Source organism: Vibrio sp. R10-SG3-ISO10 (assembly GCF_059834185.1).
This window is the reverse complement of sequence record NZ_JCBDHG010000018.1, coordinates 102,356-127,550: the sequence shown is the minus strand read 5'-3', so window position 1 is coordinate 127,550 and position 25,195 is coordinate 102,356. Positions and strand designations below refer to the sequence as shown.

The 25,195-nt window shown below is 45.0% G+C and carries 22 protein-coding genes; 9 read left to right on the top strand and 13 right to left on the bottom strand.

Features of this window, described 5'->3' with window-relative positions; genetic code table 11:
• The first annotated feature begins 161 nt into the window (after positions 1-161).
• Together sppA and ansA are read left to right on the top strand one after the other, a co-directional pair.
• Entirely contained in the window at positions 162-2,012 is a 1,851-nt protein-coding gene (gene sppA / locus AC6R16_RS09805) for a signal peptide peptidase SppA (RefSeq protein ID WP_500674271.1), read from the top strand.
• Between the two features lie 156 nt (positions 2,013-2,168).
• Positions 2,169-3,185, top strand: coding sequence for an asparaginase (gene ansA / locus AC6R16_RS09800; RefSeq protein WP_500674270.1), 1,017 nt, complete (start codon positions 2,169-2,171; stop codon positions 3,183-3,185).
• A 64-nt stretch (positions 3,186-3,249) separates the two neighbouring features.
• Here ansA and AC6R16_RS09795 read toward each other — a convergent pair whose 3' ends face one another.
• On the bottom strand, positions 3,250-4,590 hold the full coding sequence (locus tag AC6R16_RS09795; RefSeq protein WP_500641754.1) for an aminotransferase-like domain-containing protein: 1,341 nt from the start codon (positions 4,588-4,590) through the stop codon (positions 3,250-3,252).
• Positions 4,591-4,750: 160 nt separating this feature from the next.
• Here AC6R16_RS09795 and AC6R16_RS09790 point away from each other — a divergent pair, with 160 nt between their 5' ends.
• Genes AC6R16_RS09790 through AC6R16_RS09780 form a run of 3 tightly spaced genes read left to right on the top strand, consistent with a single transcriptional unit; the run spans position 4,751 to position 7,459 of the window.
• Positions 4,751-5,770, top strand: coding sequence for a TauD/TfdA family dioxygenase (locus AC6R16_RS09790; protein WP_004748906.1), 1,020 nt, complete (start codon positions 4,751-4,753; stop codon positions 5,768-5,770).
• A gap of 14 nt (positions 5,771-5,784) precedes the next feature.
• The gene (locus AC6R16_RS09785; RefSeq protein ID WP_500674269.1) at positions 5,785-6,657 is read left to right on the top strand and encodes an NAD(P)-dependent oxidoreductase; all 873 of its coding nucleotides are present in this window, start codon (positions 5,785-5,787) and stop codon (positions 6,655-6,657) included.
• Between the two features lie 16 nt (positions 6,658-6,673).
• A complete protein-coding gene (locus AC6R16_RS09780; RefSeq protein WP_500641752.1) occupies positions 6,674-7,459 on the top strand; it encodes a sulfite exporter TauE/SafE family protein in 786 nt (261 codons plus the stop codon).
• A gap of 57 nt (positions 7,460-7,516) precedes the next feature.
• On the opposite strand, the gene AC6R16_RS09775 is transcribed toward AC6R16_RS09780, so the two are convergent.
• The 5 genes from AC6R16_RS09775 to AC6R16_RS09755 all read right to left on the bottom strand — a co-directional run bounded on the left by AC6R16_RS09775 (position 7,517) and on the right by AC6R16_RS09755 (position 13,290).
• Positions 7,517-9,004 (bottom strand): M28 family metallopeptidase, encoded by a 1,488-nt coding sequence (locus tag AC6R16_RS09775; RefSeq protein ID WP_500674291.1) that lies wholly within the window; start codon positions 9,002-9,004, stop codon positions 7,517-7,519.
• 218 nt (positions 9,005-9,222) lie between these two features.
• Positions 9,223-10,530 carry a serine--tRNA ligase gene (gene serS, locus AC6R16_RS09770; protein WP_367938289.1) on the bottom strand — a complete coding sequence of 436 codons (1,308 nt, stop codon included), beginning with the start codon at positions 10,528-10,530 and terminating at the stop codon, positions 9,223-9,225.
• A gap of 96 nt (positions 10,531-10,626) precedes the next feature.
• Positions 10,627-11,973: an AAA family ATPase gene (locus tag AC6R16_RS09765; RefSeq protein ID WP_171321090.1), complete on the bottom strand. Its 1,347-nt coding sequence runs from the start codon at positions 11,971-11,973 to the stop codon at positions 10,627-10,629.
• 2 nt (positions 11,974-11,975) lie between these two features.
• Positions 11,976-12,572 carry an outer membrane lipoprotein periplasmic chaperone LolA gene (gene lolA, locus AC6R16_RS09760; RefSeq protein ID WP_004748912.1) on the bottom strand — a complete coding sequence of 199 codons (597 nt, stop codon included), beginning with the start codon at positions 12,570-12,572 and terminating at the stop codon, positions 11,976-11,978.
• 103 nt (positions 12,573-12,675) lie between these two features.
• Positions 12,676-13,290, bottom strand: a complete 615-nt coding sequence (locus tag AC6R16_RS09755) for an SEC-C metal-binding domain-containing protein (protein ID WP_004748913.1) — start codon at positions 13,288-13,290, stop codon at positions 12,676-12,678.
• 262 nt (positions 13,291-13,552) lie between these two features.
• Here AC6R16_RS09755 and AC6R16_RS09750 point away from each other — a divergent pair, with 262 nt between their 5' ends.
• Positions 13,553-14,104, top strand: a complete 552-nt coding sequence (locus AC6R16_RS09750; RefSeq protein ID WP_004748914.1) for a prepilin-type N-terminal cleavage/methylation domain-containing protein — start codon at positions 13,553-13,555, stop codon at positions 14,102-14,104.
• 68 nt (positions 14,105-14,172) lie between these two features.
• On the top strand, positions 14,173-15,123 hold the full coding sequence (gene dusC, locus AC6R16_RS09745) for a tRNA dihydrouridine(16) synthase DusC (protein WP_004748915.1): 951 nt from the start codon (positions 14,173-14,175) through the stop codon (positions 15,121-15,123).
• Here dusC and AC6R16_RS09740 read toward each other — a convergent pair.
• The 6 genes from AC6R16_RS09740 to cysB form a co-directional block, all read right to left on the bottom strand.
• Positions 15,120-16,580 (bottom strand): GGDEF domain-containing protein, encoded by a 1,461-nt coding sequence (locus AC6R16_RS09740; RefSeq protein WP_500674268.1) that lies wholly within the window; start codon positions 16,578-16,580, stop codon positions 15,120-15,122. The genes dusC and AC6R16_RS09740 overlap by 4 nt on opposite strands.
• Positions 16,581-16,720: 140 nt before the next feature.
• Positions 16,721-17,515, bottom strand: coding sequence for an ABC transporter ATP-binding protein (locus AC6R16_RS09735; protein WP_500641749.1), 795 nt, complete (start codon positions 17,513-17,515; stop codon positions 16,721-16,723).
• Positions 17,512-18,456: an ABC transporter permease gene (locus AC6R16_RS09730; protein ID WP_500674267.1), complete on the bottom strand. Its 945-nt coding sequence runs from the start codon at positions 18,454-18,456 to the stop codon at positions 17,512-17,514. Before AC6R16_RS09730 ends, AC6R16_RS09735 begins: the two co-directional genes overlap by 4 nt.
• 68 nt (positions 18,457-18,524) lie before the next feature.
• Positions 18,525-19,490 (bottom strand): ABC transporter substrate-binding protein, encoded by a 966-nt coding sequence (locus AC6R16_RS09725; protein ID WP_004748919.1) that lies wholly within the window; start codon positions 19,488-19,490, stop codon positions 18,525-18,527.
• A gap of 270 nt (positions 19,491-19,760) precedes the next feature.
• Complete coding sequence (locus AC6R16_RS09720; RefSeq protein WP_500674266.1) at positions 19,761-20,954, bottom strand: methyltransferase; 1,194 nt, start codon at positions 20,952-20,954, stop codon at positions 19,761-19,763.
• Between the two features lie 45 nt (positions 20,955-20,999).
• A complete protein-coding gene (gene cysB / locus AC6R16_RS09715; protein ID WP_004749651.1) occupies positions 21,000-21,974 on the bottom strand; it encodes an HTH-type transcriptional regulator CysB in 975 nt (324 codons plus the stop codon).
• 297 nt (positions 21,975-22,271) lie between these two features.
• Here cysB and AC6R16_RS09710 point away from each other — a divergent pair, with 297 nt between their 5' ends.
• Together AC6R16_RS09710 and miaE are read left to right on the top strand one after the other, a co-directional pair.
• Positions 22,272-23,036, top strand: coding sequence for a hypothetical protein (locus AC6R16_RS09710; protein WP_004743671.1), 765 nt, complete (start codon positions 22,272-22,274; stop codon positions 23,034-23,036).
• Positions 23,037-23,106: 70 nt separating this feature from the next.
• Positions 23,107-23,877, top strand: coding sequence for a tRNA isopentenyl-2-thiomethyl-A-37 hydroxylase MiaE (miaE, locus tag AC6R16_RS09705; protein ID WP_500674265.1), 771 nt, complete (start codon positions 23,107-23,109; stop codon positions 23,875-23,877).
• A 66-nt stretch (positions 23,878-23,943) separates the two neighbouring features.
• Here the strand turns inward: miaE and AC6R16_RS09700 are convergent, their stop codons facing one another.
• Positions 23,944-25,128 carry a hypothetical protein gene (locus tag AC6R16_RS09700; RefSeq protein ID WP_500641745.1) on the bottom strand — a complete coding sequence of 395 codons (1,185 nt, stop codon included), beginning with the start codon at positions 25,126-25,128 and terminating at the stop codon, positions 23,944-23,946.
• Positions 25,129-25,195 lie beyond the last annotated feature (67 nt).

The window sequence follows — 25,195 nt, the reverse complement described above, 5'->3', positions numbered from 1 at the left end:
AAGAGCTTCAACAAAAATCAAACACCCGTTTACATTTTTGTAACACCGATCAATCTTCTGGTTGTTTGGGTATACTAGTTTAAGTAGGATGGAACTTATCTGAACTTAAATGCTCATAGAGCGGATAAGCCTTAATCTGCGGTTTCCGTAGCGGAGAAAAAATGAAAAAAATATTTAAATTTGTTGGCCTGTTTTTTAAAGGGATTTGGAAGCTCATCACTTTCATTCGACTTGCCCTAGTCAACTTGATCTTTTTGGCGAGTATCGGTGTCATCTATTTCATCTACACCAGCGCTGACACCCCAACGCCTACCGTGCCAAAAGAGTCGGCACTGATTCTGAATATTTCAGGGCCAATCGTTGAGCAGCCAACCTACGTTAACCCTATGGACTCGCTAACAGGCTCTTTCTTCGGCCAAAGCCTGCCTAAAGAAAATGTCTTGTTCGACATTGTCGATACCATTCGTCACGCCAAAGATGACAACCAAGTGAGTGGTATTGTCCTAGCACTGCGTGATATGCCAGAAACAAACCTCACTAAACTGCGTTACATAGCTAAAGCATTAAATGAGTTTAAAGCCTCAGGCAAGCCTATTTATGCTGTCGGCGATATGTACAACCAAAGCCAATACTACCTTGCAAGCTACGCAGATAAAATCTACCTCGCTCCTGACGGCGCTGTAATGCTTAAGGGCTACAGTGCCTATACTCTGTACTACAAAACCTTGCTAGAAAATCTGGATGTGAATACACATGTCTTCCGAGTTGGTACTTACAAATCAGCTATAGAACCGTTTGTCCGCGACGACATGTCTAAAGAAGCCAAAGCTTCAGCCTCGCGTTGGCTTGGTCAACTTTGGGGAGCCTATGTAGATGACGTCGCAACAAATCGTCAGCTCTCTGCTGATGCGCTTACTCCAGATATGGATGAGTTCCTAGCTCTACTCAAAGAAAACCAAGGCGACCTTGCTGCTCTTTCATTAAACGTCGGCTTAGTTGACGAGCTCGCAACACGCCAGCAAGTTCGTAAACAGCTAATCGATGTCTTCGGTAGCAATGGAGAAGACAGCTACAACTACGTTGATTATTACGAGTATCAATCAACCATGAGCCCAAGCTTTGACCTAGCAGCGGACGACATTGCTATTGTTGTCGCAAGTGGCGCTATTATGGATGGTTCCCAGCCACGCGGAACCGTGGGTGGTGACACGGTTGCGGCACTTCTGCGCCAAGCTCGTAACGATGACAAAGTTAAAGCCGTAGTGCTACGTGTAGACAGCCCTGGAGGCAGTGCATTTGCCTCTGAAGTGATTCGTAATGAAGTTGACGCGCTCAAAGAAGCAGGCAAACCGGTTGTTGTATCGATGTCTAGCCTTGCTGCCTCTGGTGGTTACTGGATTTCGATGAGTGCTGACAGCATTGTTGCACAGCCAACCACGCTAACCGGCTCTATTGGTATCTTTAGTGTTATTACTACCTTTGAAAAAGGGCTCAACAAGCTAGGTATCTACACTGACGGTGTGGGCACATCACCATTCTCTGATGTTGGTGTTACCACCGGACTTTCGAAAGGCGCTTCGCAAGCATTCCAAATGGGCATCGAGCATGGCTACAATCGATTTGTCGGCTTAGTTAGTCAATCGCGTGAAATCCCTCTCGATAAAGTGGATGGCGTTGCTCAAGGCCGAGTTTGGACAGGACAAGATGCGTTAGAGCTTGGTTTAGTTGATAAAATTGGCGACTTCGATGATGCCGTTGCCTTAGCAGCAAAAATGGCAGAAGTAGAAAACTACAACTTGTACTGGGTTGAAGAGCCACTTTCGCCTGCGCAACAATTTGTGCAAGACTTCATGAATCAAGTTAGCGCATCATTAGGAATCAATGCCACAGCGTTATTGCCAGCTGCATTACAACCTGTAGCGACACAAGTGATTCAAGATGCCAATATGCTGCAAAGCTACAACGACCCTAAAGGTCAGTATGCTTTCTGTTTAAACTGTCAGGTTCAGTAGTCAGTAACTCTGGTCAGACCTAGATTAGTTTCGCAGCGGCTACAATGCTAAGTATCAAGATAGGGGGATTCCTGTGCGGGAGCCCCCTTTTTATTGGCTTGGATTGATATATAATCCCACGCTCTGTTCCCCCTACAATTAACTGGTTTCAAAGCAATGGCAAGAAAACATATTTATATCGCCTACACTGGCGGTACCATTGGTATGCAAAAATCCCATGATCACGGTTATGTCCCAGTCGCTGGCTTCATGGAAAAACAACTAGCAAGTATGCCAGAGTTCCACCGTCCAGAAATGCCTGAGTTTACCATTCATGAGTATGACCCACTTATCGACTCATCGGATATGACACCAGCAGATTGGCAGCAAATTGCTGACGACATCCGCGCTAACTATGATAAGTACGATGGTTTTGTCATCTTGCATGGCACCGATACCATGGCGTATACCGCCTCTGCACTTTCGTTCATGCTCGAAAACCTTGGCAAGCCTGTTATCGTCACTGGCTCGCAGATTCCTCTGGCAGAACTTCGTTCTGATGGTCAAGCAAACCTGCTTAACGCGCTGCACATTGCTGCTAACTACCCGATCAATGAAGTGACCTTGTTCTTCAACAATAAGCTTATGCGTGGTAACCGCAGTACTAAATCTCATGCTGATGGTTTTAACGCCTTTACGTCACCAAACCTTCCACCACTGCTTGAAGCGGGTATCAACATCCAAATTAGTAGTGAGATAGAAGTGGGCGCTAAGCCTGAAGGTGGGTTCAAAGTTCATGACATCACACCGCAGCCAATCGGTGTCATTACTATGTACCCTGGCATTTCGCACGAAGTCATTCGCAACACACTACTGCAACCTGTTAATGCCATGATTCTCTTAACGTTTGGAGTAGGTAACGCACCGCAGAACCCTGAGCTGTTAGGGCACCTGAAAGATGCGTCTGAACGTGGTGTTATCGTCGTCAACCTCACTCAATGTTTGGCGGGTAAGGTTAACATGGGTGGTTATGCAACAGGCTGTGCTCTTGCAGAAGCAGGGGTTATCAGCGGCTACGACATGACACCAGAAGCTGCGTTGGCAAAATTGCACTTCCTACTCAGCCAAGGACTTAGCTACGAGCAAGTTAAAGTTAAGATGCAGCAAGTTCTGCGCGGTGAAATGAGTATTTAGGTACCAAGTTCTATAAAAAAACCGGCGACTATGCCGGTTTTTTTGTAGTTAGGTCAACTCGATACTAGAAAGGAAATACCGTATTCATATTGGATGACATTAAATCTCTTAGCTTCAAGAGCCCTTCCTCTAAACGTTCATCAGTACTGACCGACATCAGTGATAAACGTATATGGTTTGTCCCCTCTCCACTCGCGTCAAAGTAACTTCCACTGCTAACAATAACACCACGATTTTTGGCTTCCATCATAAACCTTTCCTGTGGCCACGATTTTGGCAAAGGAACCCATAGATGATACCCCGCCGCCGAGCTATCAACGTCAGTCAAAATTTCTCGTGCTATTTTTTGCCGCCTCTGGGCAACGCTTCTTTGAGTTGCAGCGATTTCGAACGCCTCGCCAGAGTCGATCATATTTGTGGCAGCAATATAATTAATCGGAGAAGACAACCAGATGTTTGCGCGTATATGAGCATTGATCAACGCCACCTGTCTATCGGGCACTTTGACATACCCACAACGCATTGCGGGACTAATTGCTTTGGACAATCCCGAAATATGAAAGGCATAATCTGGTGCAAAGTTACTCACTGCTGGCAAAGTCATTTGATCCAGAAAACAATAAATATCATCTTCTATAAGCCAAACTTCATTGTCTTTGACTACTTTAGCAATCTCTTTTCGGCGAGACTCTGGCATTGTTATCCCTGTCGGGTTTTGGTGAGAAGGAACGACAATAACAGCCTTAATATCATGCTGAAGAATTGAATTCTCTAGTTCCGTAGGCGACATCCCTGCTTCATCCATAGGTATGGCGACTACTTGTCTTCCAGACAAACTGGCAATCGCTAAAATCCCCGGATAAGTAAGCGCCTCAACAGCAATTGCATCACCAGGTTTCGTTAACGCGTTTATCAGTAAAGATAAGGCGTGTTGCGCCCCATTAGTGAGCAGAGTATTTTTCGTGTTTCCACCCTCAAGCCCAAAGTATTTAGCCCATTCAACACCTGCTCGCCTATGTTCTTCATGTCCCGAGTGCTCCGTATAACCAATCAAATCAGCAGACAGCGTTTGACTCGCCACTTCTAGCGCCTTCTTTAGTTGTGGAACATTTTTGTATAGACAAGGCTGAAGAATCGAAAAGTTGTAATCCTTCTCATCTTCTGGCGGTTGAATCGCTTGATTTAGCGTTACATCACCACACACAAATGTGCCTCTTCCTACAAAAGACTCCACTCTTCCTTTTTCAGCAAGCAACTTGTAAGCCTTCGCTACTGTCGCTGGCGTGGTATCAAGTTCATCAGCAAGAGTACGATGCGGTGGCAATTTAAAGTTAACTGGATATTCACCTCGGTCAATTCTTAGCTCAATTGCCTCGGCTATCTGATTAAACTTATTCTCACTCACCTTGAATTCCTCTCTGTCTCACGGTTAAGAACATTATGACCTAGTTTAATTGGTATTGAAATTCAATTAACATTTTAAAACAAAAATATTGACATATGTCATTACAAACAATTACATTAGCCAAATAAATAATAACAACGTCAAACTAGGCATACGGAAAATGTTACATTTACAAAAAGAGCCCCAAGAAACGCTCGAAATACAGGAAATCTACATCCCATACGACTCTGCTCAGAGGTTAAAAAGCGCATTTTCACATCTACGAATGAGTGATGATAGTGCATGGTTAAATTCTAAAGAGTGGTTAGGAAGTACTGTTAAACACAGCCTCCCCAATAATATTGTGGAGACCATTGAAGATTTCACCCGCTCAGAACAGCAGTCAGCGTTAATCATTCGAGGGCTTCCTGTCGATGCTGACCTGTGTTCAACTCCTTACCAAGGCTACCTACCTCCAAGTAAAACGCCTTTAGCAAGCGCCTGTCATATTGGCATATATCAATTGGCCAAAATCGAACCCATTGCTTATAAGACCGAAAACAATGGATTTCTATTTAGGCATGTTGTTCCTTCCATTCATTCTAGGAACGAAAAATCTTCTCACGGTTCAACACATACTTTTGGCCATCATGTAGACAATCCAGACCTACCCTTATTGAGTGAAAACATAAGTCAGAAAAGTGGTTGTCCTGAATACCTATCACTTATGGCCCTTCGCACAGATCTAAGAGTTCGCTCTAACTTCGTGCTGTTAGACGACATCCTGAGCAACCTAAGTCAAGGAGTCATTGAGGCACTGAGCTTACCTCAATTCCAGATAGCTCGACCTGATTCATTTGGACAAGACATTCGCACTGTATTGCCTCTCCTCACTTATGATAAGTCTGGGATCGCACTTTGCCGTTACGACAAGGAAAATACAACGCCGCTCAATGAACAAGCTGCTGCAGCATTGGTGATGCTAGATGCACAGCTGAAAGAGACTAGCTTGCAAAATTCAATTACTTATCAGCCAGGAGACCTACTGATTATTAAGAATCAAAGATTGCTTCATAGCAGAGAAGGATTCTCTCCACGTGACGACGGTACCGATCGCTGGCTAATGCGTCTGTTTGGTATGAAGTCACTATCACGACTAGTGCAAGCCTACCCTGACGTAAAACACATAGGAAAAGACTAAAAAGGAAAATTATCATGGAAATAAAAAATGTAGCGTTTGTTGGCTTAGGTGTTATGGGTTACCCAATGGCCGGGCATATTTCTAAAGCCGGATTTAACACTCGCGTTTTTAACCGTACGGAAACCAAAGCGAGAAAATGGGCGACTGAATATTCTGGTGAATTTGCCATTACACCCGCTGCGGCTGCGAAAGGCTGCGATGTGGTTGCAATCTGTGTAGGGAATGACGACGACGTTCGAAGTGTAGTCTTTGGGAAAGATGGCGTACTAGTCAGCATGGAAGCTGGGGCAGTGCTGGTTGACCATACAACCACTTCTGCTGAGTTAGCCCTTGAACTCGCAGACGCCTGCTCGGCTAAAGGAGTACAGTTCATTGACGCTCCTGTTTCAGGCGGTCAAGCAGGTGCAGAGAACGGTGCGCTGACCATTATGTGCGGAGGAGATTCAAATACGTTCAAAAGCCTATCTCCCTTACTTAATACATACGGCAAGCAATCTGTGTTGCTAGGAGAAAATGGGCAAGGTCAGCGTTGCAAAATGGTGAATCAAGTTTGTATCGCTGGGATATTGCAAGGCTTAAGCGAAGCACTTCAACTTGCTCAATCGTCAGATTTAGACGTAAAGCAAGTCGTCAATGTACTCAAGCATGGCGCTGCAGGTTCTTGGCAAATGGAAAACCGCGCAGTCACCATGTCTAAAAATGAATTCGACTTTGGCTTTGCCATTGACTGGATGCGCAAAGATTTAGGCATCTGCCTAAACGAAGCAAAGAAAAACGATCTTCGCCTCCCAATGACTAAAGAGGTGGACGGTATGTATCAAACACTTCAAGAGCAAGGATTTGGTCGAATGGATACATCCGTTTTAATACAAGCATACCAAAAATAATAAGGAGCAAAATACTATGGAATGGCTAGGTAATGATATTACCCTTTGGATCTTACTTGCTCTGATGATTTCAGCGTTCGCTGCTGGTTTCATTGACAGTGTGGCAGGTGGTGGTGGTCTTATATTAGTTCCATCTTTCATATTGGCAGGGTTGCCGCCTCAAATTGCTTTGGGTCAAGAGAAGATTGTCAGCACTCTAGGCACTATCGCTGCAATACGTAATTTCATGCGAAATAAATGTGTTGTTTGGACTGCCGTTGCGACGGGTATCCCTGCAGGACTCACCGGAGCTTACTTCGGTGCTGAGGCTATACTATATTTCGAGCCAGATACTATTGGTAAGATCATTTTGGGAATGCTGCCTATTGGTATCGTGTTATCGTTTATTCCAAAGAAAAGCAACGCTTCATCTGAAGAGAAACCACTCAATAAGCATGTTATTTTGTTCGGCGTGCCATCAGCTGTTTTTGTGATTGGTTTTTACGATGGCTTCTTCGGACCAGGGACCGGGAGCTTCTTAATTCTTGCTCTGCATTACCTTTTAAGGTTTGACTTAGTCTCTGCATCGGCAACATCGAAACTGTTCAACTTTGCTTCCAATATTGGTGCGCTGATTGCCTTTATGCTGGCGGGGAACGTCCTATATGCGTTGGCTTTGCCTTTGGTTGCAATGAACTTACTAGGAAATCACTTTGGAAGCGCTTCTGCAATGAAATATGGTGCAAAGCTTATCCAACGAACAATCTCACTCTCGTTGACGCTTCTCATGTGCTCACTTGGCTATAAATTTTTAGTCGCGTAATCCATGTATAAGGTTCGCGTCAAACTAAGCGGCCCATCGGCCGCTTATAATTTGAAACTAGTTTGAAGATGCCTGAAGCGTCACACCAGTATAAGCACTGTAAGCATCAAGCATGACATGGTAAGTGCCTGGCGCAGCTTGGTCGAAGCGACAAGTCTCACTGTTGCCATTGCGATAAGGTCGACAATCCCAATTTGACTTCGATGCAGGAGAGCCGTACTTAACATAGAGGTCAACGTCACCGCTGCCTCCTTGAGTTGTAAAGGTTAAGCTCTTTTGAGTGGCAAGTGCGAAGGTGTAACTTTGCTGACTTGAGCGTGCTCCAGACAACCCTGTTTTCGGCACGCCATCTTTTAGTACATTGTCAACGGGAGGCTCAATATCGGTGGCATTCGCTAGTTCCACCACATACGACAGTCCAAGCTTTGTAAACTTCACCGCGTGACCACCCGTTGGGTCGGAATTCTCTAATGTATCTTGAGAAGTATGAATCTTAGGGTTGTAATCATTGAACTTAGATTCAAAAGGCATTGCCGCAGAGTAACCCGCATTGTGCCAAGAGGCATGATCTGAACATGCGTAACCACATCGATCATATCCATAAGTCAGATTTGGAAGATAGGTATCAATTAAGCTAGCTAAAAACTGAGTCAGGTTACTGTCGGTGTAGTCTGTAATAAAGACGATGTCCTCTGCAGATCCTTTGTAGTTAGTCATATCCAGTTGCAATACAGAGACGACATTTTTGCCCTGAGCTTTATAGCGATTTGCAATATCTTGCGAGCCTCTTAAACCAACCTCTTCTGCCGCATATGCCATAAAGGCAACGGAACGTTTGGGCTTGAAGTTGTTCTCAGCTAACACTCGAATAATTTCACTCACACTAGCGATCCCCGAAGCATCATCGTCCGCCCCTGGAGCAATTGTATGTTCATCGGTGTGCGAGCCAATTGTAGAATCTAGATGTCCACCAACGATCACCCACTCATCTGGCTTTTCACTACCTTCGATAGTTAGAACAACCGATTTTTGGTTGTATCCTGAGTGAGCAACTTGCTCTACGTTTGCCTTTGTCATCGACGAAGACAAATTACGCCATTCATTGGCTATCCAATCTGAGGCTTGTGCTCCTGATGTTGTAGTGTAAAAACGGTTATTGAAGCTTGTTAAAGAACGGATTGTGTTAGTGAGCTGCGATGCACTGACTAATGGTATCCAAGCATTAAGGGTCGACTGCTGAGAAGGCTTGGGTAATATGAACTGAGCCCTGCTTTGTGGCATTGCGCTCGCGGCCATGGCGCTTTGCGCTGAAGCATGAACCATATAGCCGCCACATCGGTGATGCTCTTCATGCATGTTATGCGAAAGCTCAGCCAGTTGAGCAGTCTCAACTTGACCAACCCACACGTCACCACTACTCGCAATTGAGTGAGGCAGAATAGATTCCGCTTTCGCTTTCGCGACGGTACTAGCAGCATCGGCACCAATAGAAATCCAAACTTTATCTTCTGCATAAACATTTAAGCATGCCGTAGTTAATGCCATCGCCAACAGCGTTTTTGTATATTTCATTATCCTCTCCAAAGGGGTTTTAAGCCCTAAAAAGTTAGAATAATTATTCAAACATTGAGAAATATTGCTTTTTCATCAGTTTGTAGAGAAAAGTTGTCACCGTTTTATCAATAGATAAGTTAAATGATTAACATGAAATAGATACAAAAAAGGCGACTCATTGAGCCGCCTTTCATTACTCACTTTGGCTATTAGCCGATGTGCGTTGCGCCGCCCATGTACTTCTGCAGTACAGCAGGGATTGCGATACGACCATCTGCTTCTTGGTTGTTTTCTAGAATAGCAACCATTGTACGACCTACTGCTAAACCTGAACCGTTTAGTGTATGCACTAGCTCTGGCTTCTTCTCGCCCTTACGGCGGAAACGCGCTTGCATACGGCGAGCTTGGAAGTCCCACATGTTTGAACACGATGAGATCTCACGGTAAGTCTCTTGAGCTGGAACCCAAACTTCTAGGTCGTAAGTCTTACGCGCGCCGAAGCCCATGTCACCCGTACATAGAACCACTTTACGGTAAGGAAGCTCTAGAAGTTGCAGAACTTTCTCAGCGTGACCAGTTAGCTCTTCAAGTGCATCCATTGAATCTTCTGGCTTAGTGATTTGTACTAGCTCAACTTTGTCGAATTGGTGCATACGAATCAGACCACGAGTATCACGACCGTAAGAGCCCGCTTCAGAACGGAAACATGGCGTATGCGCCGTCATCTTCAGTGGCAAGTCTGCTTCATCAGAAATAGTGTCACGAACCATGTTCGTCACTGGCACTTCAGCAGTAGGGATTAGAGACAGTTTACGTGGCTCTTCATCGTTTACTTTCTCTTCTAGCGGCTCAGTGTGGAACAGGTCTTTACCAAACTTAGGTAGCTGACCAGTACCAAATAGGCTGTCAGAGTTCACTAGGTATGGCATGTACATTTCTGTGTAGCCATGCTCATCTGTGTGAAGATCAAGCATAAACTGAGCGATTGCACGGTGTAGACGCGCAAACTGACCTTTCATCACGATAAAACGAGCACCAGTAATTTTTGTCGCGCTAGCGAAATCTAGACCACCGCCAAGCTCACCTAGATCAACGTGATCTTTCAGTTCAAAGTCGTAAGTTTTTGGCTCACCCCAACGAGAGATTTCAACATTGTCATCTTCGTCTTTGCCTGCTGGCACATCGTCAGCTGGTAGGTTAGGAACAGAAAGAGTGATCTCTTCAAGTTTAGCCATTACTTCATCAAGTTCAGCTTTTTTAGCGTCAAGATCGCTACCTAGAGTACCGATTTGCTTCTTGATCTCTTCAGCGCCTTCTTTGTCGCCAGCCGCCATTTTTTGGCCGATTTGCTTGGAGATGGAGTTACGCGTGGATTGTAAATTTTCAACTTCTACTTGAATCGACTTACGTTGCTCTTCAAGTGTACGGATTGTCTCTACGTCTAGCTTAAAGCCACGACGCGCTAGTTTTGCAGCTGTATCATCCAGCTCTGTACGAAGTAATTTAGAATCCAGCATTGTTAATCCTATGCTTTTTTAGTAGTGAAATCGCGCTTAAGCATCGTGCTCACGCGCTAAAAATATTAACCGAACAAATGTATCTAAAATGGAAGCTTATTCATAGCGCTTTTGTGGGCTTTTTGCGTCTAAACTAGCCAAGTAATCTAACTTTTCGCCAATTTTGGTTTCTAAGCCGCGGTTGGTCGGATAATAGTAGCGCGTTGCTGCCATTTCAGGTGGTAGGTAACGCTCTCCCGCCGCATACGCGCCTGGCTCATCATGGGCATAACGATATTCGGCACCATAGCCTAGATCTTTCATCAAATTGGTAGGCGCATTGCGAAGGTGTGGCGGAACTTCATATTCAGGCTCGTTGTGCGCGTCGCGAAGTGCTTGTTTCCACGCCGTGTAGACCGCATTACTTTTTGGTGCACAGGCAAGGTACACAATCGCTTGTGCAATCGCTCGTTCACCTTCCGCAGGCCCAACGCGGGTAAAGCAATCCCAAGCCGATAGTGCTACCTGCATCGCTCTTGGATCTGCATTACCAATATCTTCTGATGCAATCGCCAGCAAGCGACGGGCAATATAAAGCGGGTCACAACCTGCAGCAATCATCCTTGCTGACCAATAAAGCGCAGCGTCAGGATTTGAACCGCGGATAGATTTATGCACCGCTGAAATCAAGTCGTACCAAATGTCGCCTTTGTTATCAAAACGCGAGACTTTTTCCCCGGCAACTTCAGCCAATAGCTGCAAAGTGATTTCTTTGTCGCCTTGGCCATCTTCTTGAGCCATATCGTATAACAGCTCAAGATAGTTAAGAGACATTCGCGCATCACCATTAACCAGCTCCGCTAGTCTGTCGAGAACGTTATCAGCAAACTTCGCCGAGACTTTGCCTAAACCACGCTCTGAGTCGGATATCGCCTGCTGCAAAGCTAAATGAATATCTGCGGTAGATAAGGAGGTGAGCTTATATACCCGAGCGCGAGACAACAGTGCGTTATTTAGCTCGAATGAAGGGTTTTCAGTCGTCGCACCGATAAAGGTCACCGTGCCATCTTCAATGTGGGGAAGGAATGCATCTTGCTGAGACTTGTTAAAGCGGTGTACCTCGTCAACAAACAAAATAGTCCGACGACCACCCAACTTGTTTTCGCGCGCTTTTTCAATTGCTGCCCGAATCTCTTTAACCCCAGACGTCACAGCAGAGACTCGCTCCACTTCGGCATTGGCGTAGTTAGCAGCCACTTCCGCCAGCGTGGTTTTTCCTGTGCCAGGTGGCCCCCAAAGGATCATTGAGTGAATATGGCCCGCTTCTAGCGCTCGTCTAAGTGGCTTGCCCTCTCCCAGAATATGTTGCTGACCTATGTATTGGTCTAACGTTTCTGGGCGCATTCTTGCGGCAAGGGGACGAAAATCTTCATCCCCAGAAAAATCCAATGAGTAGTTACTCACATTTAATTCCTTTGGTCATCGACCTCAACACCTTCTGGCACAACGAAAGTAAATCGTTCTGGTTTTGGCTTACTGAGAACAATGTTGTTGAAGACAAAGTTACTTTGCTGACCATCTTGCTCTACAACACTAAAACCTTGTACCGCGCCCTTGGCATCAATCTTCAGCTTGAATTGACCTTGATTAGAGTCCACTGCGCTTGGCGTTAGCGTGAATGTATCGCCGTTCTGTTCAACGTTGTAGTTATCCCAGTCGCTGGCACGATTACGAGTCAGCAAAACAAAAGGCGTTTGCTCGGTTGCTTGTTCTTGCCAGTAAATGCTCACTTGCTCGATAAACGGGCTGTAGTACCACAAAGATTTACCGTCTGAAACAAGGACATTTTCGTCAGGCGTTGTTGTTGTCCAACGAAACAAACTTGGGCGAGCAATTTCAACATTGCCCTCACCTTCCATTACGACGTCACCTTCTGGGCTAATTAGCTGCTGAGAAAAGTCAGCGCTAAAACCTTCATTTTTCTGTAATCGTTGGCTCAATTCGTCTTTTGGCGCTGCCATCACTGAAAAACTCATCAGTAGTAATGCGGCAAATTTTTTCATTAAAACTCTTCCTAGTTGTGCGCGTTTAGCTTTGTTATATCGCAATTGAATAACGAGTTTGACCGAATAAAGTTAACTTGGTTCGATTTAAGAATTCAATAACTTAACAGCCGCAGCACTGTTTGAACTTCTTACCACTGCCACACGGGCAAATATCGTTACGGCCAATGTCTTTGTACGGGTTAACGCTTTGAGATTTAGCCCCCATCATTGCTTCGTCTGCCGCTTGCGCGACTTCAGATATCATCAAGTCAATTTGCGGAGACATCTCTTCAAGCGCTGGTGGTGTTTCTATACCTGACGCTTTCATCTGTTCGTGAGTTTGTTCTTCATCGATGGCTAGCATTAACGTAGTCAGCAGAGCTTGAAGCATCCGCAGTGTACCATCGCCAAGGTTCACCTCTGCCCACTGCTCTTCAACCGTAGGCCAAAGCGTCATAAACCCTTCTGCAAAATCGGCTAACTGGTCTCGCTGGCTCGACTCATCCAACAAAGCGAGAAGCGAGTACTCATTACGTTTTAAATAGCTATATTGCTGGTTAATATGGGTTTCGACATCTGCTCGTGCTTTATCAGCCTGCTCTGCAAACACAGACGGCAGCCATGTTTCAGGTGCTAAAGGCTGAGTTGCGAGGTTTGCGGCCAGCGTAAGACCTTCAATAAACAGTGGTGATTCTTCAGTAATTGAGCCTTCGAGTGTCAGTAATTGATACTTCATTATCTTAATCTAGTTTTAACCATAGTTTGGGCGCATTATACCCCTAAGCAAGGCTTGGGGTCACTTCGATACTTTACTCCCTGATTTGATAACCTCTCCTTGTGGTAATTCGACACTCTTCCCGTCACGGCTAGCTATTTGATTTAGTAACTAGCCCTTTTTCTTACTAGCACTTATTTCTCTTTGAGAATTTGCTCATTAGGTGCATCATTCGCCAATGAAACATTTCCTTACATCCTATTGATAGGTTGCGGTCATCAATATGAAAAGATCTAGAATACGCGGTTTCACGCTGATTGAACTGGTTGTCGTGATAGTGATTTTGGGCGTGCTGGCTGTAACAGCTGCACCAAGATTCCTCAATTATCAGCGTGATGCCCATGTTGCCCGTGCCGATGCTGCGTTTGGCGCTTTTGCGAACTCCGTACAACTCTATCAAGCTAAATGGTTAACTCAGGGTGAACCAGAAACACCTGTTAGCTATGGCTCTGGCACTATTTACCCTTCCACTCCGGGCTACCCAATGTCAGTCGGTAGTGCGCCCATTGACCCAACGGTAGGGCCGGTTCGTGGTAGTGACTGTGTTGCAATGTGGAATGCACTAATGCAAGTCGACCTAACCATTCGTCCGTTAACTGGCACCATACTCCCATCAGATACCGATATCGTCTCTTGGTATACCACCAGCAACCAATGCACTTACTATTACACCACTGGCTATAGTAATGGTGAGGAAATGCCTCTATTGCTTTATTCTCCACTAACTGGTGTTATCGAAAAAACCACCGGCAGAAATAATGCGCCGAGTAATTAGACTTCTGAGTACTAAATCTCTAAAATCACGCCTCTTAATTTGAAGACTGATGTTGTGAGAAGAGCGTTATGCGACTAGTGTTGGGCCCAATGGAGGGCGTGTTAGATCATTTGATGCGCGAAATCTTAACAGATATCAATGACTACGATTTATGTGTCACTGAGTTTGTTCGCGTTGTTGATCAGCTACTCCCAGATCATGTTTTCCATCGCTTATGTCCCGAACTAGAACAAGGCTCACAAACTAAGTCTGGTGTACCTGTTCATGTTCAATTGCTCGGACAAGATCCAAACTGGATGGCAGAAAATGCCATTAAAGCGGCGCAATTAGGCGCAAAAGGGATCGACCTAAACTTTGGTTGTCCTGCTAAGTTAGTCAACAAGAGCAAAGGTGGCGCGGCACTATTGCAACACCCTGAACTGATTCACAACGTCGTAAAAGCTTGTCGTAACGCTGTCCCGTCACACACTCCCGTGACTGCAAAAATCCGCCTAGGATGGGACAACCCTGAAGATTGTTTTGAGATTGTTGATGCTATCCAATCTGCGGGCGCCAACGAATTAACAGTGCATGCTCGAACCAAAACCGGTGGTTACAAAGCGAGTGAAATCAAATGGGAATACATCAATCAAATTCGTGAGCGCTTTTCGATTCCGTTGATCGCCAATGGCGAGATTTGGAATTACCAAGATGGTCAAGCTTGTATGGAGACGACGGGTGTCGATTCACTCATGGTATGTCGCGGCGCGTTCAATGTGCCGAATCTAGGGAACGTGGTAAAACACAACCATACTGTGATGCCTTGGTCTGAAGTTGTTGAGCTACTATTGGTTTACTCACAATATGAGATGAAAGGTGATAAAGGGCTCTACTACCCGAACCGCGTTAAGCAATGGTTTTCTTACCTGCGCCACCAATACCCACAAGCCGATGCCCTGTTTAGAGAGATTCGCACTTTTAATAAGGCAGCTCCGATTGTTGAACACATCACTCGCTATCGTGACGAGCTAGCCGCTTAAAACACCAGCTTGTTTTTACCACTGGTTTTCGCCTGGTACAGCTTTTCATCCGCAGCTTTGAACAATTTATCAAAGCTGCTTTGTACATCTCCCTGAATCAATTCGACACCACCAGATACAGTAAAGCCACCTTCTACAGCCTGATGAGACTGAAAACAAATGGCGTGATGAACTCGGTTGATGCTCTTCTTCAGCGCCTCGATGTTGTTACCAGATAAATAGATAACAAACTCTTCTCCACCAATTCGCGCAGCGGCATCACTATCCCGGATACTGAGTGAAATAGTCTCTGCCATATAGGTGATCACACGATCCCCGACATCGTGCCCATAGGTATCATTGATGGCCTTAAAGTCGTCAATATCGAGCACGGATAAAACCGCATACGAGTCATTGGAGCTACCCTGCAGAAAATCTTCTAAGCCACGGCGGTTAAGTAGGCCCGTCATTGGGTCTTTAGCAGCAAGCTCCTTAAAATAACCGTGCTCGGCTCGTGTATTAATGAAAAATAGAACGATGACCGAAAAAACGTAGATAAATAGAGTGACGATTAAACTATAACGTTCAAATGAAAAAAAGTTGCCAATTTCTTTTGGTAAATCAAGCAAGTAGTACAGTGAGTGCTCGCCAACGACTCCATCAATATCAATCGTTTCTAGCCGTAGTGCATTCTGAGGTGGCGCTAATCTCGCACTATCAATAATACTAAGATTTCCCGCCAGTGTTCCTTGGCTATCAAGCAACTCATCATAAGCGATATCAACAGACAGCATCCCTTGATGAACACCTTTATTGAACACAGGCATGGTCATACTCATCACTAAATCGCTCGTCGTGGCAATGGGGGCTGGACCCGTGAGCGTCACCAAGTCTCGGTTATGAGCCGTTTGATGCCAGAAAGGACGCGCTTTAATGGTCTGGAGTAGCTCTAACGTAATGCTTTTTGCGTAGGTGTCTGGGGAGGACATGATATAGCCCTGTTTATCGATGTAGTGAATCCCCAACAAATAGGAGTCGATATCATGCAAGAAAGAGAGTACGGGCGCTAATGAGACCTGACCTGAGACTCTTTGATAGTCATCGCTTGACGGATCGCACAACGACACATCGCCCACCAACATGTAGTTGATATCTACCGCTGGTATTTCTTGATGACGCCCATCAGAGAGCAAAGCAGCATCGATCGGCCACATCTGACATAAATCACCTTTGATTTGTCGATTATGCTCGACTAACAGAATATAGTTGGATTTTGAGTAGTTGGAAAAGCTGTAATCAAGAGCCGAAATAACTTTCGCCGCTCTGGATAAAGCAGCATTAATTCGCTCATACTCGTCATTAATGTCTCGATTTACTGAGTCGTAGTAGTTTTTGATCGTAAGTGCCAAAACGATCAAAGCGATGACCAAGGGCATCAAGAAGACAAACTTTAAACTGAAATGCCTGTTAACTTGCATTCCCTTACCACTCATATTAGAAATATTAAATTAAAAAGCCCATCAATACTGTATAACAGCAGATAGGCTTAGTAGACAAATTAACGCTAATTGTGTCACAAATCAGCATCATAAGTTGGTTAATGACTGTCAGTAAATACCTAATTTAGTAACAAACTGTCGTCAGCCAGTTCTTCTCCTCGCACTTTGGTGAACATCTCAAGTAGATCAGGTACCTGCATATTGGCGCGCTGTTCACCCGCCACATCCAGCACAATTTCACCTTGATGGAGCATCACAGTACGATCACCACACGCTAATGCATCTTTCATCGAGTGTGTCACCATCATTACCGTCAAATTAAACTCTGCGACAATTTTCTTCGTTAAATCAATAATAAAAGCAGCCATACGGGGATCTAGTGCGGCGGTATGCTCGTCGAGTAACAGCAGTTTACTATCGGACAAAGTCGCCATAACCAAGCTCACCGCTTGACGCTGCCCACCAGAAAGAAGCCCGATACTGTCACCTAAACGATCTTCTAACCCTAACCCCAGGATGCTGATTCGCTCTTGAAACAACTTGCGACGCTTGCTCGAAAGAGACAAACTCCAGCCGCGTTTTTTGCCACGCATATAGGCAAGCGCCATGTTCTCCTCAATGGTCAGATCGCCACAGGTTCCAGCTAATGGATCTTGGAAAACCCGAGCACATTGCTGAGCTCGTTGATCAACCGTACGCTTGGTCACATCTAACTCATCAATAATGACACTTCCCCCCACCATTGGGGTTTCTCCTGTGACCGCCCCAAGAAGTGTGGACTTACCCGCACCATTTGAACCAATTACGGTTAAAAACTGGTGTTCTGGCACCTCTAAGCTGACGCCACGTAAGGCTCTATTTTCTAAAATCGTACCCGGATTAAAAGTCACCTGAATATCTTCCAAACGAATCATGCTACTTCTCCTGACTCTTTATCCTGCTTGATGTCGCTTTTACTGTCAGCAGGAGGACTAAGCTTTTTTGATTTGAGATTTCCTTTAATTTTTGGTGCGATAAGGGCAATCGCGACCAAGACTGCGGTGACTAAATTTAAATCTGACGCTTGTAAGCCAAACATTCCGGTACTTAGTGCAAAGGCAACGGCTAAACGGTAGAGAACTGAACCAACAATAACCGCAACGACTGCAACCCATATTTTTCTGCCAGGTATCAAAGTTTGCCCGAGAATCACTGCAGCTAGGCCAACTACGATAGTACCCACCCCGGAAGTCACATCGGCAAAACTGTTGGTTTGAGCAAACAAAGCGCCTGCAAAACCCACAAAGCCGTTTGATAGCGCTAGACCGAAGTAAGTATAAAACGCAGTGCTCGCCCCTTGAGCCGAGACCATACGCGCATTGACACCTGTCGCTCTAAGCCCTAAGCCAAAATCACTGTTTAGCAGCCTTACCACTAGCCATCCCGATATCAAGACCAAGACTCCAACAATCAATGGGCGAATCAACATAGGATCGCCGATGGCTTCAAACGGGGTCAAAATAGTCTCTTCCCCAAGTAAAGCAACGTTAGGTCTACCCATAATTCTGATGTTGATTGAGAAGGCAGCGATCATAGTTAAGATAGAAGCAAGTAAATGTAGAATACCGCAACGAACAGCTAAGAACGCGGTGACCCAACCCGTTGCGGCCCCTGCTAAAATAGCCATAAGGGTCGCGAGCCAAGGGTTAATCCCTGCAACTATCGCTGTCGCAGCGACAGCCGCTCCCATAGGAAAGCTTCCATCAACACTTAAGTCCGGAAAATCAAGTACGCGAAAGGTGAGATAAACGCCCAGAGCAACAAGGCCATATAGCAAGCCAATTTCTAGAGCGCCAAAAAATGCAAAAGCAGACATACCAACTCCCTTTTCTGCTAGAGATCAAGACGCCTCAAGCATGTTTTGAACACACTTGAGGCTGAGGTTTATTTCACGCTTGTTGCACGATCTAGAACAGATTGAGGAATAGAAATACCTAGTTTAGTTGCTGCGCTCTTATTGACCACAAGATCAGAACCCTTAGCGACTTTTACGTCCAGTGAACCTGGGTTCGAACCTTCTATAATAGCAGCGACATAATCTGCGGTTTGCACACCCACTTGGTAGTAATCAAAGCCTAAGCTTGCAATGGCACCTTTATCAACATAAGAAGTCGCACCACCAAGCACTGGGGTTTTCGCTTGGTTCGCCGCAACAATCATACCTTCGATTGCACTCGCGACAGTGTTATCCGTTGGCGCATAAAGAACATCTGATTTTGCAGCAATGGCTTGAGTCGCCGATTGTACATCAGCACTTTTCAACGCAGTTGCTTCAATCACTTCAATACCCTGCGCAGATGCACTTTGTTTAAGTAACTCGACCAGTGTGACTGCGTTCGCTTCACCTGGGTTAAACACCACGCCGATAGACTTGGTGTCTGGCAAAATTTCTTTGATCAGCTCGACATGCTGACTCACTGGAGAGAGGTCAGAAAGCCCAGTGACGTTTTTGCCCGGTTGCTCTAGTTGTTTAACTAGTTTCGCGCCTACAGGGTCAGTTACCGCTGTAAAGACAACCGGAATAGAGCGCGTTGCAGAAACCAATGCTTGCGCAGTTGGCGTAGCAATACCAACTAAGACATCAGGTTTCTCTCCAACATATTGGCGGGCAATCTGCACTGCAATCGCTGGGTTTCCTTGCGCAGTTTTATAATCAAACTCAAGGTTCTTACCCTGCTCGTAACCTTTAGCTTTTAAGCCATCGATTAGACCTTGGCGTGTAGCATCCAAAGCTGGGTGCTCAACGATCTGTGACACGGCAACTTTCGCTGTTTTCGCCATAATGCTAGCGGATGAGAGTAATGTGACACCTGCAAGAGCGGCTGTTGCAATGACTTTTGCTGCTTTCATCTTAACTCCTTGATGTAATACCAACGTCCTTGTTCGCTCAAACATCTATCTCTAAGCCTGATAGGCGTTAACCCAGTCAGCTGTTTTCTTAGACGCTATAACGTGAGCCCATTCATTGAACTTGGTATAAGCAATAATGTTGTGTGAGGGTATATTTAGTATTGTTGTTATTGCACAAATTATGTGCACATTAATATTATTACCAACATGCTGTTCAAAAGAAAAGCAACTTTTAACATTAAAGCAACAAAAGGAGAGCCGCGTTGTCGTTTACTGTTTCACAGCATGAATCAATAAGTTGCGCGGAGTTGTCTCTCTGGTACAGAACTCCGATAAAGTCACCGTGTAGCCTTGTTCTTGCAGATACAGCGCCTTATCTAGCACTAGCCACAGTTCCAACACGCGGCGAAAAGGTTGCTGTACCAAACTGATACGTTCCATCTGCCAGTATCTTTTTAAGCCCAACTTTTCGTAGTAGCCAAAATCTACTTCGGGCAAATTGATTCCCTTCTGCTCACAGGCCCAGCGACAAAAAGCTTCAAACCCTTGTGCTAACTGAGACTTTTTGATACTAGGAACAGGTTGATACCTGTCAGTTTGCGTGATCTCGCGCGTCAATAGGTCGAAGCCAAGACGAAAAGTCATCTCTTCTATACGATGGCGTTTGACACGCTCACCACCCGTCACCGTTTCCTGTAGAGGGATTCTTAGCTCTTGGCGCGTTAGAGTTAGTATCGAAGCTCGACCAAGCTCAGATAATGCTTGGTAGGTGTCGCAGTTTACCAAGTGATAGCAGCATGGCGATAAGGTAACGGCAGGAAGTTGCTTTCGCGTTGCGTGGTTGATCAGTGAAACATGCAAATCACCGCATGCATGCAAGGCAACCGCATGTTGATTACTGTTGAATGCCGCTTCGGCTTGCTCACTCAGCGCATCACCTTGAATGAATTGCATCGCGAGACCTTGTTTGTCTGCCTCACGTTGGCCAGACTCGCACAACGCTTGCTGATATTCAAAACTAGTGACTTTTTGCTGAGTTTGGCTCGCAAGAATTCGCCCTAGAAACCCCTTGCCTGAGCACCACTCAAGCCACTCACCACCATGATGGTTGTTGATAGCCGCTTCTCCCATTGAGAGAATTTGCGCTAACTTCCGCCCGGGAACGCCACTTTCAACCCCTCGCGCTAACTCAAGACCTTTGCTGTCAATTTGTGGCAATGTTGTCCAGCCACTAATCTGCTCAAGACAAGGTAGGTAGCATGACATATCGTTAAGCAATGAAGCGTTGTCTTGCTTATAGGAAGTAATTTTCTCTGGGGAAAGACTCTCTAACCAGCCGCACAACGCGGAACTTTGACTAAGCCAAGGCAAAGATTGTTGATCAGATAGAAAAAATGGCTCGAAGCGCCAGTAGGCTTGATGCTCAATCAAGAACTGATTGAGTAATTGGAATTGGTTTAACATGGCTTCCCCCTGAATGGGTATTTTAGAGGGAAGCCAATCGAGATGCTAGCGTACCGGTAGATCGATGTCTTTAAACATCTCTTCAATTTCGGCGTTTGATTTAAGTGATAAAGCTTGCTCTACCACAGGTCGAGTCAAGTGAGGGGCAAATCGCTCCATAAAGTCAAACATGTAAGAACGCAAGAAAGTACCGCGCCTAAAGCCAATGCTTGTTGTACTCGCACCAAAGATATGACTTGCATCTATAGCGACTAAATCAGTGTCTTGTTCTTGGTCAATCGCCATACTCGCAATGACACCAACACCAATTCCCATGCGCACGTAGGTTTTAATCACGTCAGCGTCAGTGGCAGTAAACACCACTCGCGGCGTTAGGCCATATTTATTAAAGGCAGTATCAAGCTCAGAGCGGCCGGTAAAGCCAAATACGTAGGTGACAAGCGGGTAGCTGGCTAAATCTTGAATCGTGACCTTCTCTTTTTGCGCCAATGGGTGTGACTTAGGTACAACGATTGAACGATTCCAGTGGTAACAAGGCAACATAATGGCGTCTTGATACAAGTGCAGCGCTTCTGTCGCGATAGCAAAGTTTGCCGTCCCTTTCGCAATGGCCTCAGACATTTGCGAAGGCGTACCTTGGTGCATGTGCAGCGATACTTTTGGATAGCGCGCAGTAAAGCCTTTAATCACATCTGGTAAGGCATAACGAGCTTGAGTATGAGTGGTCGAAATATTGAGAGTGCCCATCTCTGGGTGAGTATGCTCACCTGCAACCGCTTTAATGCTTTCTACACGAGCTAAGATCTCTTGGGAGATACGAATAATATCTTGCCCTGCACTGGTCACTTGGGTTAAATGTTTACCACTACGTTCAAAGATTTGAATACCAAGTTCATCTTCCAATAAACGTACTTGTTTACTGATACCCGGTTGCGAGGTATATAAGCTCTCTGCGGTTGCTGATACATTTAGGTTATGATTAACAACCTCAACAATATACTTCAATTGTTGTAATTTCATTCTCGACCTCGCAATCCCTTATCGACGCCCCATAGTGAGCAAATATAGTTTATAATATTTAGTTATAACGCCAATAGGTTTAAATTGATAGTCCAATCGCGATTAAGGTAAGGAAATACAGGCTGTTTTTGCGCTTGATTGCCCATTTTGCAATCAATTACTCAGAATGAGCTTTTCAATCCGAGTTTTCATTAATAAAATTTATCAATTGGGCGATAATACAAAACAGGTGCAGTAGCTTAGCGGAATCGTGTATGCTTATCTGCTAGCCATTAAAAAACATAAGATACGGAATTTATGAATATTGGTTTAATCATAGCTTTAGTTGCCATCTTACTCGTATTGATCCTTGGCTATAACATTATGCTCCAGTATAAAGTTAAAGCTGAAACAGCACGAAAACAGGAAAGTTCACGCTACTTACAGATCATAGATGCGACCGAAGAACTCATTGGGCATGCACATCATATGCCTTACAGTAAAGAGCTACTGATGTGTCTCAATACCCGTATTCTAGACGCACTGCAGAGTATGCACGAACTCGATCCGAAAAATAAGCAATTAGAACAACGAGTTGAACACGTAAAGCAACAGATCAAGCAGCTTGAAGAGAATTTCAAAGGTGGCGAAAGCGCGACCTTTAAAGTTCCTTCAAGTGATAAGCAAGCGATTGTTATGCTCAAGTTGGTTAAGCGCTTGCGCGATACTATTCGCAGCGAACACAACAAAGGTCGCTTCGAAACTCAAGCGTATGTTGCTGAGAATGCTCGACTAGAAACCATTCAGATTCGCATCAATATTGAGAACGTCATTAAGCGTTCTAATGATGCTATCGTTCGTGGTCAGCCTGGTACCGCTATTCAGTTGCTGAAAAAAGGTCTTGATGCGTTAAGTACCAAGAATGATAGTTACTCAACACAAGCTCGCGAGAAGCTACAGACCATGTACGATGAGCTTGAAACAAAACGTCAAAGTCGCAATGCTGAAGAGCTTCATCAAATTGAAGAAGATCAACGCAAAGACGATATGGATGCGCTCTTTGGCGAAAAGAAAAAGTGGTAATATAATCCCACTCAACCTATCTAAAAAGGTCGCAATTGCGGCCTTTTGTTTTTAAATAAGCTGTAACACAATGATTGAACTAGAACAATATCAAAGCTTACTGGAACCGATTAATGGTTTCCTACAATGCTCAACGCCAGATAAATGGGTAGAAGAAGCTCGCAAGCCTGAAAACCTTAAAGTCGTTTTGATTGACCATTTGCTGTGTGAGCTTAAGGCAGGCCAGTCAGCCATGTACCTGATTCGCAAGTACGCAGTAGATAAACAAAGCGCGCATAGTCTGCTTGATTGGTTTAAACCCTATGAAGACTTTGCTTATCGTAAGACGGGCAGCCTAGAAACGCTCAAAGGTAAGAGCAATATCTCTAAAGCGATAATGGCGAAATCTGACTCGCCATATAGCCAAGATCTGATCGATAAAATGGTTTTGTTGATTAAAGAAGAGCTCCACCACTTCTATCAGGTACTCGAAATCATGGACAATAGAAATATCGCCTATGAGCCAGTTCAAGCTAGCCGTTATGCCAAAGGCTTGATCGCTAAGATGGCTACTCACGAGCCACAAACCCTGATTGATAAGCTTATTATCGGCGCCTACATAGAAGCTCGTTCATGCGAACGCTTTGCCAAGCTGGCACCACATATGGATGAAGACATCGCTAAATTCTACGTATCCCTATTACGCTCAGAGGCTAGGCACTATCAAGACTATCTCACACTTGCTGAAGACATCGCCGGTGAAGATATCAGTGAACGCGTTGACTACTTCGGTAAACTAGAAGCTGACTTGATTGCTTCACTTGACAGCGACTTTAAATTTCATAGCGGAGTTCCAGCTTAACGCTTGCCTCACCAGACTAAAAAAGGATGCTTGTCAGCATCCTTTTGTCGTTAATTCTAATTGGCATTAGGTATCGAGTAATGCTTCGCCTAATCCAGCCGCATAAAGCTTCTTGCTGATCCGGTTGAGCGCTTCTGCGTGTTTTGGCTCAACCACTAAGGTGCCCTTACTTTTCAGCACATCCATCATGGCTTCAACACAGTTAGCATCATTATCAACACCATCTAGCTTAGAGCGGATAAACTGGAACCAATCTTCATCCATTTTCTTCTTAACTTTATCAATCACTTCTTGGCTTACGACCTCGAACTGTTGGCGATTATCAAAAGAGTCTTGGTTGGTTCGCGCTATATCGTAAACGATGTGTGCCTTCTTCTTCGCAATCAGCATGCCGGGAATATTGAGTTGGAGTTCTGCAATCTGTCCGTTACTCATTTTTAAGAAAAACTTAATATCTTTGTAGCCACTGCTATCAGGGGCTACATTGTGTTGTTCTAGATTACTGCCCCCTCGCGCTAGCTGATAGCGATCTTTCAGCGCTTTTTGGTGAGTAGCGACCGCTTGAAATTCTTCCGTACCACAAATAAACAACTTGGCACTCTGAAGGTCACGAAATCTTTTTACTTTGACTGTGATGCGCGCGCAGTCTTTCAAATCTCCGACATCATTTGCTCGTACTCGTGTGGTGATTTTCGCTAATGCTCCGCTATAGCTTTTAATTCCTCCGTAAGCACCGGGAGGGAAACTCACCTCAGCACCGAATGCTACTTTCAGCCTTTCGGCGAATGTATTGAGCTCGACCTGTGCTTGAATTATCTCTTTAAACATCAAAAATAGTTGCTTGCGTTTCAGTTTGGCGTTGGCAACTTGGTTTTTGCCATGGAAATCCATCGCCTTAGTATTCAATACCTGTTTACCTGCTGCATTGGTTTCTAGGTACTGAGATAGGTCTTCATCTAGGTACTCCACTAAATGAGCATCGTCTGTAAGGATATCGTGCATGAGTTTGCACATTTTGCCTTCTTCCGTCTGTTGGAAGCTCTTAGACTTTAGCTGGGCACGCAACTCAGCCAAGCTCGACTGATATTCGGTTTGATTGACAAGGCGAAACCCTTGCGAAAGATGAGCGGACTGGTTGATTCTTTTTAAAACTTCAGCTTTGACTTTCGCAACATCTCCAACCGTCATTTTTTTCGTGACAGCACCACCTAAAGCTTCACTGCCCACTGATGCGACTAACGTATCTGCCATTAATCAAACTCCTTCTCTAACGTTACGCTTATACGTATAACTTACACTGCAACTCATTCATAATATT